Annotated in this window: 10 protein-coding genes; 3 read left to right on the forward strand and 7 right to left on the reverse strand. The window is 66.3% G+C overall.

Going from position 1 to position 15,400, the window contains the following annotated elements; all coding sequences use genetic code 11:
- Positions 1-72: 72 nt before the first annotated feature.
- Positions 73-2,373, reverse strand: a complete 2,301-nt coding sequence (gene pbpC / locus FBY03_RS02265) for a peptidoglycan glycosyltransferase PbpC (protein WP_256677834.1) — start codon at positions 2,371-2,373, stop codon at positions 73-75.
- 249 nt (positions 2,374-2,622) lie between these two features.
- Here pbpC and FBY03_RS02270 point away from each other — a divergent pair, with 249 nt between their 5' ends.
- Positions 2,623-2,916: a hypothetical protein gene (locus FBY03_RS02270; protein WP_147170580.1), complete on the forward strand. Its 294-nt coding sequence runs from the start codon at positions 2,623-2,625 to the stop codon at positions 2,914-2,916.
- Between the two features lie 216 nt (positions 2,917-3,132).
- Here the strand turns inward: FBY03_RS02270 and FBY03_RS02275 are convergent, their stop codons facing one another.
- Together FBY03_RS02275 and FBY03_RS02280 are read right to left on the reverse strand one after the other, a co-directional pair.
- A complete protein-coding gene (locus FBY03_RS02275; RefSeq protein ID WP_147170581.1) occupies positions 3,133-8,037 on the reverse strand; it encodes an alpha-2-macroglobulin in 4,905 nt (1,634 codons plus the stop codon).
- Positions 8,038-8,185: 148 nt separating this feature from the next.
- Positions 8,186-8,650 (reverse strand): aminoacyl-tRNA deacylase, encoded by a 465-nt coding sequence (locus tag FBY03_RS02280; protein WP_147170582.1) that lies wholly within the window; start codon positions 8,648-8,650, stop codon positions 8,186-8,188.
- A gap of 183 nt (positions 8,651-8,833) precedes the next feature.
- Here FBY03_RS02280 and FBY03_RS02285 point away from each other — a divergent pair, with 183 nt between their 5' ends.
- A complete protein-coding gene (locus tag FBY03_RS02285) occupies positions 8,834-10,207 on the forward strand; it encodes an MATE family efflux transporter (protein ID WP_147170583.1) in 1,374 nt (457 codons plus the stop codon).
- Between the two features lie 74 nt (positions 10,208-10,281).
- Complete coding sequence (locus FBY03_RS02290; protein WP_147170584.1) at positions 10,282-10,737, forward strand: DUF2214 family protein; 456 nt, start codon at positions 10,282-10,284, stop codon at positions 10,735-10,737.
- A 272-nt stretch (positions 10,738-11,009) separates the two neighbouring features.
- Here FBY03_RS02290 and speA read toward each other — a convergent pair whose 3' ends face one another.
- The 4 genes from speA to FBY03_RS02310 form a co-directional block, all read right to left on the reverse strand.
- The gene (gene speA, locus FBY03_RS02295) at positions 11,010-12,920 is read right to left on the reverse strand and encodes an arginine decarboxylase (RefSeq protein WP_147170585.1); all 1,911 of its coding nucleotides are present in this window, start codon (positions 12,918-12,920) and stop codon (positions 11,010-11,012) included.
- A gap of 188 nt (positions 12,921-13,108) precedes the next feature.
- Positions 13,109-13,480, reverse strand: coding sequence for a translation initiation factor Sui1 (locus FBY03_RS02300; RefSeq protein ID WP_147170586.1), 372 nt, complete (start codon positions 13,478-13,480; stop codon positions 13,109-13,111).
- A gap of 302 nt (positions 13,481-13,782) precedes the next feature.
- Complete coding sequence (locus FBY03_RS02305) at positions 13,783-14,310, reverse strand: NUDIX hydrolase (RefSeq protein WP_147170587.1); 528 nt, start codon at positions 14,308-14,310, stop codon at positions 13,783-13,785.
- 3 nt (positions 14,311-14,313) lie between these two features.
- A complete protein-coding gene (locus tag FBY03_RS02310; protein WP_147170923.1) occupies positions 14,314-15,381 on the reverse strand; it encodes a DUF2333 family protein in 1,068 nt (355 codons plus the stop codon).
- Between the last annotated feature and the right edge of the window lie 19 nt (positions 15,382-15,400).

Below are 15,400 nucleotides of genomic sequence, written 5' to 3' on the forward strand. Positions count from 1 at the left end.
GAAAATCCGGCGCGCATTAAAACATATGGCACCTAGCCATCAGTCGTTGTTTGGGTGACCAGTTTCACAGTTCTAGTCATTTACGCTGAACTCCAGGCGTGCGGTCTGGTCGCTTTCGTCCAGCACGCTGAGCTGGTACCGGCCGCTACGCGGGAAGGCATGGGTGAACTCGATTCCGTTGGCGGTTTCGCCGACGGGCTGGCCATCGATGAACCACCAGCGCCGGCCGCTACCGCCCAGGGCCGAGAGGCGCAAGCGCAGTGGCTCGGCGCTGCCGGCCGGGCGACGCAGGCGGTCGCCTTCGCGGATGCCGACAATCGACAAGGGCGCAACCACTGGCGCGCGCTGCGGTGGGCAGGCGGCGTCGACGGCCGGCAGGCGCGCGCGGCGGTGCTCGCGACGGGGCAACCAGGGCTCCAAGGGGGCCGGCCACAACGCCACGCGGTGCGCTTCGGCGCCTGGGCAGCCGCCATCGACGCGCAAGCCTTGATCGTTGAGCCAGACGGTTTCCTGCAAGCCCAGCCCCAGCGGCTGATCCAACGCCTGCAAGGTCGGCGGCGTGGTGCCGTCCAGGGTCCAGGCGAAACGCTGGCGACGACAGTTATCGTCGTGCTTGGCCAACGGCTGACCCAGTGGCCAACAGATCGCCGCCACGCCGACCTCGGCCGGCTGCGGGTCGGCCGGCACAGCCAGGCCGCGCTGGCTGTCGCGGTTGCTCAGCAGGTCATGTACTTGCAGCAGCAGCGGCGCGGCCGAGGCCAGGCCGAACTGGCCAGACACCGGGGTGCCGTCGGGCCGGCCTATCCACACGCCGAGCACATGGCGCGGCGCCACACCGATGGCCCAGGCGTCGCGAAAGCCGTAGCTGGTGCCGGTCTTCCAGGCCAGGCTAGGGCGCTGCACCAGTTGCGCGCGCGGGTCGCGATCCGGCCGTGCCTGACCGCTGAGGATGCGCCGGACTATCCAGGCGGCGCCGGGCGACAGCAGGCGCCGTTCATGGAGTGGGTCCTGCGGCTGGAAGCGCAGGCGCGCGGCCTTGCCGCCACGGGCGAAGGCGCTGTAGCCGCCGACCAGCTCTTCCAGGCGACTGCCGGCGCCACCGAGGATCAGCGCCAGGTTAGGCTCGGCCAGCGGCGGCAGGGCCAGGGGCACGCCGGCCGCGCGCAGCTCACCGGCGAAACGCTTGGGTCCGTAGGCCTCCAGCAACTGCACCGCCGGCAGATTGAGCGAGCTGGCCAAGGCCTGACTGGCCGACACCGCGCCACTGAACCCGGCGGCGAAGTTGCCCGGGCGGTAATCGCCGTAACGCCGTGGCACGTCCTGCAACAGCGACTCGGAATGGATCAAGCCGGCATCCAGGGCCATGCCGTAGAGAAAGGGTTTGAGGGTCGAGCCGGGCGAACGCAAGGCGTTGACCATGTCGACGTGGCCGAAGCGCCGAGCATCGCCGAGGTCCACCGAGCCGAGGTAGGCGCGCACCGCCATGCTCGGTTGCTCGACCACCAGAATCGCCGCCGAGGTGCGCTCCGGCAGCCGCGCGCGCCAGCCCAGCAGCAGTTCCTCCAGGCGCCTTTGCAGGGCGGAATCCAGGGTGGTGCGGATCAGCGGCGGACTGCCGGCCGTATTCAGCCGTCTTGCCAGCAGGGGCGCCAGGCGTGGTTCTTGCCGCGGGGCGAGGATTACCGCCTCCTCCAGGGCATCCTTGACCCGCGACTGCGGCCACACCTCGAAACGGGCCAGGCGCCTGAGCACCTTGTCGCGCGCCGCCTGGGCCTGTTCGGGGTGGCGGTCCGGGCGCAAGCGACTGGGTGCCTGCGGCAGTACCGCGAGCAGGGCGGCTTCGGCGCGGGTCAGGCTGGCAGGCGACTTGCCCAGGTAGCTCCAGCTGGCCGCCGCCACGCCCTGCAGGGTGCCGCCGAAGGGCGCGCGATTGAGATAGAGGCTGAGTATCTCGTCCTTGGACAGGTGCCACTCCAGCTGCAGGGTGCGCCACAGCTGCTTGAACTTGCCGGGCAGGCTGCGCGCATGGGGGTCGAGCAAGCGCGCCACCTGCATCGACAGGGTGCTGCCACCAGAGACCACACGCCCGCCCGCGAGGTTCTGCCAAGTGGCGCGGGCCAGGGCCAGGGGATTGATTCCGGGGTGGCGGTAGAACCAGCGATCCTCGTAGGTCAGCAGCGCCTCCAGGTAATGGGGCGAGACCTCGGCCGGCGTCACCGGATAACGCCACACGCCGTCACGGTCGGCGAATCGCCACAGCGGCGTGCCATCCTCGGCCAGCACCACGCGGGCCAGGTCGTCTTCGGGCAGGGGCAAGGGGAACAGCCGGTCGGCCAGCCACAGCGTCGCCAACAGCAGTAGCGCAAGGCCCAACCAGCTCCTGCCCCGAGGGAATCGCAGACTCACACGCACTACCCACAACCTCCAATGATTAATCGCCTTACTCAACGCCTTCCCTACTCGCTTAGCAACTTGGCGTCCGCGCCGACCACCCGATACGCCTGCGCGCGTGAAGAAGGAGTGGCACACTAGCCTCCATTCACAGCACCGTCATAGCGGTGCGACCCAGCACAGCCACCATCCGCCACGTCGCTCCGGCGTTTGGCGCACAGGGACTATTAGATGCAAGTAGAAAGCTTCTTTGAATGGCTCGGCCAGGCCTTCGGCGAACTGATCCGTTTTATCGTCGAGGGCATGAGCGGGTTTCTCAGCCTGTTCGGCAATGCCATCGGCAGCTTTATCGATGGCATGTCCAAGGCGCTCGGCATTGCGCCTTCATTGCTCAGTGTCGCCGTGCTGGTGCTTGGCCTGCTGTTGCTCTATGCCGCCATTCGCGCCTTTCTACGTCGTTCGATCATCGGCGGCATCATCTGGCTATTTCTCGGCCTGTGGCTACTCAGTGGGCTGATTCGCTGAGCAGCGACAGGACGAACTACCCCAGAACCCGCTCTGGTAGCCCGATTTGAGCTCCACGCGTAGGAGCCAGCTTGCTGGCGATCCGCCCCCCGTCGCCAGGCATCGCCAGCAAGCTGGCTCCTACATCCTGGGTTCAGGCTTGGGCCTGCTGCTTACCATTGCCGATCCAGAGTGCCAAATAAACATCTGGCCCGGATGCAATCCGAGAATATCCAATCAACGTTCCTTGACCACCAAGCGCCCCGGCGTTTCGCCCAGCGCCTGCCAATTCGGCCGGTACATGGATTCCACCTGCGGCGGCGGCACCCGGTAACTGCCTGGGGTCACGGCGCGCGCCAGGTAGAGCAGGTGGGTGCTGCCGTAGGCGCCGAGGTCCAGCGCCGCGACGTAACGGTCGGCGCGGAACTCCTGGTGTTTGAGGTTGGCGTTAGCCATCGACTTCTGCCACTCCTGCACCGCCGTGCCGGCATCGGCCAGGCTGGCGGCGCTCTGCGCCAGGTTCTGGTTTTCCAGTTCCAGACCGGCCGGTAACAGGTCGACCAGCAGCGCATCCGGCACCCGCTGTTTGGCCGCCAGGGTCAGGTGCACCAGCACCAGTTCGCCGCTGCGCAGCGCGCCAAGGTCCAGCGGACGACCGTCCATGCCCAGGTACTCGCGCTGGATGCTGAGGTTCTCGCCGCCGGCAGCCGGCGCCTTGAGCGGGTAGCCGGACAGCGTCAGCTGCTGATACAGCGGTTCTTCGCCCGAGTTGCGGATGCTCAGCGGCTCGGCCAGTTGTCCGGCGGCCAGCCTGATACCCGTCTGCCCGTTGCTCAGCGCGAAGGCGAAGGCGCCGCTGTTCAGCTCGGCGCGCCAGGCCGGCTCGGGTTTGCTCAGCAGGTTGCGCCCGGCCAGGTACAGCGCGTTGCGCTCCTGGGTCGACAGCCATTGCTGACTGGCCACTTCGTCGGCCAGGGCGAACAGGCGCTGCTCGCGACTGCTGGCGGCCAGGTCGTGCTCCTCCAGCAGCGCCAGGATCAGCGCCTGATCGCGCAGCGGGCTGCCGTAATCGGCCAACCAGCCCTCGTTGCTACGACTGCGCGCCAGGCCGGCGGCCAGGGCCTGATCGGCGCGCGGCTGATCGCCCATCTTCTGCAAGGCAATGGCCAGCTGCACCAGCGGCAGCCCGGACTGCGCATCGGCGCGGCGCTCGAACAGGCTGCGCAAGGCACCGAGCGGCGCCTGCTGGCTGCGCGCCAGCACGTAGCCGGCGTAGGCCTGCACGGCGAAGCGGCTGTGGTTGGCGTTCTGGCTGTAGTTGAGTTCTATCAGCTGGCGCTCCTGCACATAGCGCAGCAGCCGCTCGCTGGCCTTTTTCAACGCCTCGGCCGGCACGCCGAAGCCCTGTTCGCGGGCGCGCAGGAGGAAGTCGGTGACATAGGCGCTCAGCCAGTACTCCTCCTCGCCATCGGCGCCCCACAGGCCGAAGCTGCCGTTGTGGCGCTGCATGCTCAGCAGGCGTTCGATGCCCAGGTCGATGGCGCGCTTGCGCTGCTCGTCCGGTTCGGCCTCCAGGCCCAGGCGCTTGAGGGTGGCCGCATCGGCATACAGCGACGGATACAGGCCACTGGTGGTCTGTTCCAGGCAGCCATAGGGGTAGGCCTTGAGCGCACGAATCTGCTCGCCGAGGTTGAGCGGCGGACGGCTGGAGATGGCCAGGCGCGCTTCCAGCCCGGCCGGTTCGAAGGCCTCCAGGGTGCCGGCCGGCAGGCTCCAGGGCTGGTCCTTGAGCACCGTGCGGAAGTGTTGCAGCTGCGCCGGATAGGCCGGACGAATGCCCAGGCTCCACTCGCGACGCAGCGGCGGCAGTTGCTCGTCGGGCAGCGACAAGCCTTGCACCACGACCTCGATCCGGCCCTGGCCATACCCGCCGAGGGCGCGCACCGGGATGCGCACGCTGCGGCGTTCGCCATCAGCCAGGCTGATCGTCGACTGCGCCGAGTCGGGCTCACTCAGCCTCAGCTGGCCGTCGACGCCGAGCTGCACCTCGAGCCGCTGAGCCTGGCCGGACAGGTTATGCAGGTCCAGCGCCAGGCTGGTTTCATCGCCACCGGCGAGGAAGCGCGGCATCGACAGCTCGGCGATCAGCGGCGCGGCCACCAGACTCTTGGCCTCGGCCATGCCGTAGCGCTGATCCGTCCAGGCCTGGGCCATCAGCCGCAGCTCGCCGTTGAAGTCGGGAATATCCAGACTGACTTCGCCCTCTCCCTGCTCGTTCAACTGCAGCGGCTGGCTCTGCAGGGCGACGATCAGCACGCTGGTATCCGGGCGCTTACCGCCGGCCGCCAGCGCCGCGTCGCCACCGAAGGCCAGCTTGGCCACCCGCCCCTGGCCGGCTTCGATCAACTGGCCATACACATCCAGCTGATCGGCGCCGTAGGCCTTGCGCCCGAACAGCGCCGCAAAGGGATCGGGCGTGGGGTACTCGGTGATATTGAGGATGCCGGCATCCACGGCGGCGACCAGCACCCGCACCTGTTTCGCCGCGCTGCCGTCGGCATTGCGCGCCTGCACCCTGACCTTCAGCGGCTGGTTAGGGCGCATCTGTTGCGGCGCCTGTAAGGTCAGCGCCAACTGGCGTGACGCGCGCTGCAGCGGCAGGTGCAGCAGGCCGACCGCGCGCTTCGGCGTGGCGTTGCTCTTGCGCTCGCCGGGGCGGATCACCAGGGCACTGGCGTACAGGTCGTGTCGCGCCCACGCCTTGTCGATAGGAATGGCGAAGGTCCTGCCCTCGGCCGGCACCTCGATCTCCTGCCACCACAGCGGACCGTCGCTGGATTCGACCAGCAGATAGCCGTTGCCGGCGGCCGGCGGCGTGACCGTGATCTGCGCCGTCTCGCCCTCGTGGTAAGCCGGCTTATCCAGCGCCAGTTTGACCTGATCCGGACGCACCGCGCCGCCGTCGGCATTGTCCTGCCAGCGATAGCCGGCCCAGAACCGCAGGCTGCTGAGCAGGCCGGTCTGGGCGTCGATTACCTCGACCCGGTACGGCCCCCACTCCACCGGGAAACTGATCTTCGCCGTGCCGCCGGCCGCAACCTTGAGGCTTTCCTCGTTGAGGGTCAGGTACTTCTCGTTGTAGTTGTGGCTCCAGCCATCGCTGTCGGAAAAATTCCAGTAGTAGTCGCGACGCTCGCGAATCAGGCGCACGCTGAGCTGCTCGGCGGCCAGCTTGTGGCCGGCGGCATCGGCCACCAGCACCTCGAATTCGGCCAGGCTGTCGGCGTCGACCTGCTCACCGTCGAACAGCCCACGCACACCGGGCAAGCGCTCGGCCGGCCACACCGGCTGAACCAGGCGCCGGGTGATCGGCCGGCCGCCGGACTCCTGCAGGCTGGCCTGGAGGATCAGCTGCAGCGGCGACTTGACCTCGCCCCAGCGGCTGTCGATGTTCAGCGTGGTCTTGCCCTGCTCATCCAGGCTGACCTCGTCCAGTTCGATGTCCTGGCTCAGTTCCTTCTCGGTCACCGAGCCGAATTGATAGCCCGGCAGGCTGGCAACGGCCTCGCGCAGCGGCCGCACATAGAGCTGGCCGCTGAGGCGATTGGCGGCCGCCGGGGCGCCATACAGGTAGCGCCCGCTGACCTCGAAGCGCGCGCTGTCGCCCGGTTTGAACGGGGTATCGCGGCCCTTCAGTTCCAGCGCCAGACGTTCGGGGAGGAAGTCCTCGACGGCGAACTCATACAGCTGCGGCGCGCCGTCGCCGAGGTCGAACAGCAACTGCCAGCGCCCGGTCGGCGCCTCCTCGGCCAGGTGCAGCGGGTATTGATAGAGCCCGCTGTCATCCGCCTGCCAGACGAATTTGCGGCTGACCTGCTCGTCCGGCCGGCGCACCTCGACATTCACCGGCTGTGGCTTGACCGCGCGTCCATCGGCGTCACGCAGCAGGGCATTGAGCAACACGGTTTCGCCGGGGCGATAGAGATTCCGCGGGCCGAACACGAAGAATTGCAGCGGGTGCGCCTTGGGCCCGGCGATGTCGAACTCGGCCAGGTCCAGGGCCGGCCCGCCGAGACGCAACAGGCTGGTCTGCTCGCCCTGGCGCGCCAGCAGCAGCTCGGCCTTGGCCGGCAAGGGCAGCTCGGCATGCCCGGCGCCATCGGTCTTGCCTTCGGCCAGCACCTGGCCCTTGCCGTCCAACAGTTCCAGCTGGATCGCGGCCAAGGCCTGGCCACCGGCCAACGCCTGGGTGAATACATCCAGACGCTGACGATAGCGGTGCGCGGACAGGCCGATGTCGCTCAGGCTGAACAGCGTGGCCGGTTGCGAGTAGCTGTAACTGCCCGCCGCGCGCATCACCGCCAGGTACACTCCCGGCTGTTTGAATGGTTCCAGCCCGGCAATCGGCAGCAGCAGGGTTTCCCGGGTGTTGCGCGCGGGGTTGAGCTCGAAACGTCCGCCATACACCAGCTCGGCCATCGGCAGCAGTTGCTGCGCCTCCCAGGTGTCGAGGTTGCTGCTGCGCCCCCACTGGCCGAGAAAGCTCGGCAGCGCCTGCGGCTTGATGCGGAAGAACTCGACGTTGACCCGATCGACGTTCAGCGCGATCACCGGCAGGCCTTCGGCCAGGCGGGTCGGCAGCAGCGAACCACGGCTGGCGAAGCCGACGCTGGCTTGCAGGTCGCGAGTCTGCAGGCGGCTGACGTGTTCGGCGGCCAGCGCCTTGCCGTTCACCGCGCGCAGCCCGGCATCCACGGTCAGCACCAGCTTGCGTCGCGGCGGCAGATGGCGCAGGCGCAACTCCATCAGGTTGTCGGCCAGTTCCCAGGCGCCGTCGAGCTTGCCGCTCTTGCTGTCGACCAGGTGCAGCCGCTCGGCGAAGTTCTGCTCCGGATCGAGCGGCACGGAGACACTCACGGACAGCGCACTGGCGCCTTCCAGCTGCACCTCGGAGACATCCACCACGCTCAACTCACGGCCGGCATAGCGCTCGGCCAGGGCGGCGCGCTCGACGGCCGGTTTGAGGGGCGCCGGGCCCGCGCTGGCGACGGGTTGGGCGGGGGTAGTTGACTCGGGCGTGGAAGAATCACAGGCGCTGAGCAGACTCAGAGCGAGTGCCAGAAACAGTCCTTTGATCGGCATTGCAGGCTCCAGAAGGGAGGGCACAGAGGCCAGACACTATAGCCGAGCGCCCCTGGAGCGACGAGGCCGACAGGGTAAAAGCAGCGAACGCCGCTCAGCCCGATTCTCCCCGCCAATCGGGCGAAGCCAGCGCGTTCCAGGCCTCAGTTCAATGGCAGAGTTCGCAGACCCTGGCGTTGGGTGCCAGCTTGAAGAACTCGTCGATCGGCAGATGCACCAGGCTTTCGTGATCACCCGCTTCCAGGTAGATGTCCCGCTGCCGAACCAGCAGCGGATCGATCAGCATGTCGATGCCGTAGATCTCGCCCAAAGCCGGCACCGCGCCGCGTTCGCAGTCCTTGAACAGGCCGGCCAGGCTCTGCTCGCCGCTCAGTTGCCAGCGCCGCGGCCCCTTGTGCACCTTGCTCAGGTCCAACTGGCGGTTGGCCGGCAACACGGCCATCAGGTAATGCCCACGCCTATCATCGAGGATCACCGACTTGGCCATACGCGCGGCGGGAATACCGGCCTTGCGCGCCGACTCCAGGCTGGTCGCCGAGAGCGGGTGCTCGATCAGTTCAAACTGGCACTGTGCCCGTTGCAGGCTGCGTTCCAAGGTTTGCGCCACATGCATGACCCACCTCCTCGACCGCACGTGCGCGGCCATTGCCGATCCCCCTGAATATGAGTCTAGTGGCCCGGCGGCCACGCAGCTAAGAACCCCTTGCGGCTGTCGTTCGCCTACATAGTCGAAATCGCGCTAAAGGCCCAACCCCGGCACGTGCGCGCTTATAATCGGCGCTTTCCTGGAGCCCCCATGTCCGCATTGTTCGATGCCTGGCAACACAGCCCCACCCACAGGCGGGTTTGGGCGCTGGCCGCGCCGATGATCCTGTCGAATATCTCGGTGCCGCTGGTGGCGCTGGTCGACAGCGCGGTGGTCGGCCACCTGCCTCATGCGTACCAGCTCGCGGCGGTGGCGGTCGGTGCCAGCCTGTACACCCTGCTGACCTGGGCCATGGGTTTCCTGCGCATGGGCACCACCGGCTTCGCCGCCCAGGCCGCCGGCCGCGACGATGGCGGCGCCCTGCGTCAGGTGCTGCTGCAAGGCCTGTTGCTCGGCGGCGGCCTGGCCCTGCTGCTGATCCTGGTCGCGCTGCCCTTCGGCAACCTGGCGCTGAGCCTGATGCAACCCTCGGCGGCGCTCGATCAGCTGGCCCGCGGCTATTTCCAGATTCGCCTGTTCGGCCTGCCGGCGGCGCTGGCCAGTTATGCCCTGATCGGCTGGCTGCTCGGCACCCAGAACGCCCGCGGGCCGCTGGCGATACTGCTGACCACCAACCTGCTCAACGTGGCTCTCGACCTGCTGTTCGTCCTCGGTTTGCACTGGGGCGTGGCCGGCGCGGCCTGGGCCTCGGTGATCGCCGAATGGAGCGGCGCCCTGCTCGGCCTGTGGTGGGCGCGACGCGCCTTGCGCCGCTATGCCGGCCAGGTCGATTGGCCGGCACTGCGCCGCTGGCTGAGCTGGCGACCGCTGCTGGCAGTGAACCGCGACATCTTTATCCGTACCCTGGCGCTGCAGGCGGTGTTCTTCCTGATCACCGTGCAGGGCACCCGCCTGGGCGATGCCACTGTGGCGGCCAATGCGTTACTGCTCAACGGCCTGCTGCTCACCGCCCACGCCCTGGACGGCCTCGCCCATGCGGTGGAGGCGCTGTGTGGGCACGCCCTCGGCGCCCGCGATCGCGACGCATTGCGCCGCAGCCTGGTAGTCGCCGGCGGCTGGTCGCTGCTCGCCAGTCTGGGCTTCGCCCTGTTCTTCCTGGTCGCTGGGCAGGGCTTTATCCAGCTGCAGACCGATATCGCCACGGTGCGCGAGACCGCGTACGAGTACCTGCCCTACCTGGCGCTGCTGCCACTGGTGGCGGTCTGGAGTTACTTGCTCGACGGCCTGTTTATCGGCGCCACCCGGGCCCGCGAGATGCGCGACGCCATGCTCCTGGCCGTGGCCCTGAGCCTGCCACTGGCCTGGCTGCTACAGGGCCTCGGCAATCACGGCCTATGGCTGGCCTTCCTCTGTTTCATGGGCCTGCGCAGCCTCTGTTTGGCCGCCTATGCTCATTACCTGAGTCGTCACGACCTGTGGTTCGGTCCCGGCGACCGGCAACAGGCGGCCCGGGCTCGGCCCTGAAAGACCCGGCAGCCGCTGGAGTAGCCAGCCCGCGGACCGATAAACACTCAAGCACAGACCCAAAAGGAGTCCTTATGGCCGCAGCCATCGCCGCGTACCTGCATTACCTGTCGATCTTCTTGCTATTCGCCCTGCTGACCCTCGAGCACCGGCTGTTCAAGCTACCGCTGGACCTGGAGCGGGCACGCAGCCTGATCCGCATCGACGGCGCCTACGGCCTGAGCGCCGGCCTGGTGCTGGCCACCGGTGCCGCCCGGGTGTTCTGGTACGCCAAGGGTCTGGACTACTACCTGCACAACAGCCTGTTCCACGCCAAGCTCGGCCTGTTCATCCTGGTCGCCCTGCTGTCGAGCCTGCCGACCCTGATCTTCCTCGGCTGGCGCACTCGCCTGAAAGCCGGGCAAGTGCCGCAGGTCAGCGCGCGCCAGGGCAAGCTGGTGCTCATGACCATCCGCCTGGAGCTGCTGTTGCTATTGATCATTCCGCTGCTGGCGGCGCTGATGGCCCGGGGCTTTGGAGTGATGGGCTAAACCTCCTCCGACGCAGCCCGGATGCAATCCGGGAACACCGGACCACCCGCCTCTCGCGGATTGCACCTGAGCCTGTATGTTCGCCTGGCACTGCATGACGACTGACGACGGATCGCCAGCAAGCCGGCGCCTACACATGAGCTCAATCGGGGCGTAGCCCGGCTGCAGTTCGGGCAAACGGCGAACCCAGCCCCGGATTCCATCCGGGCGACGAGCCTGCTGCAGAAACGAAAACGCCCGGTTACAACCGGGCGTCTGTGTAGCAGCAGAAGTCAGGACAGATAGGAGGAACGGGTCAGGCCCAGACGCAGGGCGTCGAGGAACTGGGTGCGTTCGCGGGCACTGATCTTGGCGCTGGCGACCTTGTCGCGGTAGTGGTTCATCAACTCCTCCGGCGACAGGTGCACGTAGCGCAACATGTCCTCGATGGTGTCGTGGGTCTCGATACCGGCGTGGTACACGCTGCCGTCCTGGTTCTGGTAGATGTTCACCGAATCGGTGTCACCGAACAGGTTGTGCATGTCACCGAGGATTTCCTGATAGGCACCGACCAGGAAGATTCCCAGCAGATAGTCTTCGCCCTCGCGCACCTCATGCACCGGCAGGCTGGTTTCGATGCTCTGCTCGTCGACGTACTGACGGATCTTGCCGTCGGAGTCGCAGGTCAGGTCTTGCAGCACCGCGCGGCGCATCGGCTCCTCGTCCAGGCGGTTGAGCGGCAGGATCGGCAGCACCTGACCGATGGCCCAGGTATCCGGCAGGCTCTGGAATACCGAGAAGTTGCAGATGTACTTGTCGGCCAGCTTGTCGTTGAGCTCGTCGAGTACCTGGCGGTGCGAGCGCTGACGTGCCTTCAACGAGTTGTACAGGCGCCGGCACACGGCGAAGTAACACTGCTCGCCGAGGGCCTTCTCGGTCAGGCTGATCTTGCCCTCGGCATACTGGCTGGCGATGTCGCTCATGTAGTGGGTGGCGCGCCAGTAGGTCTCGGTGACCATCTCGATGTCGGTCGGCCCGAGCAGATCGACCAGGTACTGCACGGTCTCCGGCAGGCTGGCCTTGTCCTCGACCAGCGGCACCTCGTCGTTGTGCTTTTCCACGTCGGTGACCTGTACCACCAGCATGGCGTGATGCGCGGTCAGCGAGCGACCGCTCTCGGAGAAGATGTGCGGATGCGGCAGTTCCTGGGCGTCGCAGAACTCTTTCAACATGCCGACCACCACACCGGCGTAGTCGTCCATGTCGTAGTTGATCGAACTGGCATTGCGCGAGTGGGTGCCGTCGTAGTCCACCCCCAGACCGCCACCGACGTCGATGTGATCGACCGGCAGACCGAGGCCGCGCAGCTCGCCGTAGTAACGGATGGCTTCCTTGAAACCGTGTTGGTAGTCGGCCAGGTTGGCGATCTGCGAGCCCATGTGGAAGTGCAGCAGGCGGATGCCCTGGTCCAGGCCGGCCGCGCGGAAACGCTCGACCACCGACAGCAGTTGCGCCGCCGACAGGCCGAACTTGGACTTCTCGCCGCCGGTATCGGCCCACTTGGAGGACGCCAGCGAGGACAGCCGTACGCGCAGGCCGATCTGCGGGGCGACCTTGAGTTCGGCCGCCTCCTCGATCACCAACTGCACCTCGGATTCCTTCTCGATAACGATGAACACATTGTGCCCGAGCTTCTGCCCCATCAGCGCCAGCTTGATGAACTCGCGATCCTTGTAGCCGTTGCAGACGATGGTGCCGCCCTTCGGCGCCAGCGCCAGCACCGCCATCAATTCCGGCTTGGAGCCGGCTTCCAGGCCGATCGAGACGTTCTGCGTGGCGATGATGTTCTCCACCACCGCCTCCTGCTGGTTGACCTTGATCGGGTACAACGCGGTGTACTGGCTCTGGTACTCGAGGCGCGCGATGTTGGCATCGAAGGCGCCAGTCAACTGGCGCACGCGGTCCTGCAGAATGTCGGGAAAACGCACCAGCAACGGCAGACTCAGGCCACTCTGACGCAGCTCATCGATCTGCGCAGTCAGGTCGAAGGGCGTGCTGTCGGGGCCGTTCGGACGCACCTCAACGCGGCCACTGTCATTGATCGCGAAATAACCCGCGCCCCAATGGCGAATGCCATAGACGCTGCGGCTGTCGGCCACTGTCCACTGGCTGCCGTCATCTTTGCGTGTGCGTCGTGCAGACATCGAGGTCTCCCTTGCTTGCGATAAAAAGCCCTGAAGCCAATCGATCAGGGCGAGAGCAGATTAGCAGCCATTGAGTCATTCCTGCGGGCTTTGCGCGCAGGCAGACTCGACGACCGGTATTAATTTTGGCAATGAGCCATGCCCGGCAGCGGACTCGCCAGCTGCCGGAAAGGTTCGGAAAAGTGCAATCAGCCGCCGGACTTCTTGGCCTTGAAGCCACGCTTGAGCAGCTCTTCGAGCAGCAGTTCGACGTGCTCGCCCTGGATCTCGATCACCCCCTCCTTTAACGCACCGCCGCAGCCGCAGCGCTTCTTCAGCGCCGTGGCCAGCTCCTTCAGAGCCTCTTCGGCCAGCGGCACGCCGCTGATGGTGGTCACCGTCTTGCCGCCACGGCCTTTGCTTTCGCGGCGCACACGGGCGATGCCATCCCCAGCGGGGAGCTGCTGTTGTTTGCAGATGCAGGCGTCCACCGGTTGACTGCAGTCCGGGCAATGCCGGCCGCTGTCGGTGGAATACACCAGGCCGCTGAGGGCGGCGAATGACGAGGCTTTCTTGACCACCGGCTTATCCTCGTAGGGGTCAGGAGCGTGCCGAGTGATCGACAGGCTGAAAGCGACTGGCTGAAATAATCAGCCGCGAAGCCCCACTCTGGCAGGGGCAGCGCACCCGAGCTGGGCGGCTCGGGCTTGAAAGGGCGCGCAGTGTAACGGCAAAAACGGCGCATGCTAAGTGCAAAATTGCGCCATTAATCGGCACACAGGCGACGCCGCCCCGGTCCTCGCACCGCACTACCGGCGATTGATGGTCCGCCTGGCACTAGTGGCCTGTACGACTAGGTGGTGAACTCAACGCTGACAGGCCACTACCCCAGATAACGCCGCAGCGCCTCCAACGAATCCGGGCAATAGGGCTTTTCGAAGGCCTCGTCCAGCGCTTGCCGCGGCGACATGAAATGCGCCTCCAGCACCTCTTCGGGCTGCAAGCGCAAGGGCGCGTCGGACACCGCGGAAAACACCGCACACCACAAACGGTTGCCTGCCTGATCGAAGAAGAAGCGCTCATGTTCATACAGCGCGTCGGCCGCTATGCCCAACTCCTCTTTCAGCTCCCGGGCGGCAGACTCGGCGTAACTTTCGCCGAGCTGCACCATGCCGCCGGCCGCCACATCCCAGTAGCCGGGATACAACGCCTTGCTCAGGGTGCGCCGGTGCACGCAAAGCTCGCCGACAGAGTTGAACAGCAGGATAAAGGTGCCGCGACCGATCAAACCACGCTCACGCAACTCGGCGCGCGGTAGGCCGCCGAGCAGACGATCCTGTTCGTCGACCCAGGCGACCAGTTCGGCATCGGAAGCGGCACGGTGCGCCGCCTCGGCATCGGACACAGACATCGCTTAGCCCTGCGAGAGCAGTTGGCGCAGGTCGATGATCGCCGCGTTGGCCCGCGAGATGTAGTTGGCCATCACCAACGAGTGGTTGGCCAGCAGGCCATAACCGCTGCCGTTGAGGATCATCGGGCTCCACAGGGTTTCCTGGGCCGCCTCCAGCTCGCGGATGATCTGCCGTACGCTGATCGCCGCGTTCTTCTTCGCCAGCACGTCGGCGAAATCCACCTCGATGGCGCGCAACAGGTGCGACAACGCCCAGGCCTGACCGCGAGCCTCATAGAACACGTTGTCGATCTGCAGCCACGGCGTCTCGTAACTGCCCTCATTCAACTGCGGCAGGCCATCCTCGTTCAGCGCCGCATCTTTCACCCCATCGCTCAGGCGTACCTGGCCGACACTGGCGGACAAGCGTTGCGACAGCGAACCCAATCGGGTACCGGCATCGCCCAGCCAATTGTTCAAGTTGTCGGCACGGGTGTAGAACTGCGCATTGCGCTGGCTGGGGTCGGCCAGCCGCTTCAGGTAACGATCCAGCAGCTTGATCCCTTCGCGGTATTCCGCTTCGGATGCCGGCAGCGCCCAACTCTTGTTGTCGAAGTTGAAACGCGGCTCAGCCTTGGCCAGGTCGGGGTCTTCGGTGGATTGCGACTGCGAACGGGCAAAGTCCTTGCGCATGGCGCGGGCCAGATCGCGCACCTGGACCAGCACGCCATATTCCCAGCTCGGCATGTTGTCCAACCACAGCCCCGGCGGGGCGAGATCGTTAGACAGATAGCCGCCCGGCTTATCGAGCAAGGTGCTGGCCACCTGCTTCAAGGTTTCCACCGTGGTGTAGCCGTTGACCATCTGCCGATGAGCTTTCTGCGCCGCCGCCTGGGCCCGCTGCTGCACTGGAAACATCTCGGGCTCCTGGCTCCAGTACCAACCGACCACCAGCGTCAGCAACAGGTAGATCACCAGCAAGCCGCCGAGTGCGCGACCCAGCCAGCCGCCCCCCCGCTGACTGCGCACGTTGTCGACCGAGTTATCGGCGCTGTCGCGCACGGGGGTCGCGCGATTCTTCCAATCCAGCATGGCAATGTCCTTCATCTGC

Origin of the sequence: Pseudomonas sp. SJZ079 (assembly GCF_007993865.1) — a bacterium.
In the GTDB taxonomy this organism is placed as follows: Bacteria; Pseudomonadota; Gammaproteobacteria; order Pseudomonadales; family Pseudomonadaceae; genus Aquipseudomonas.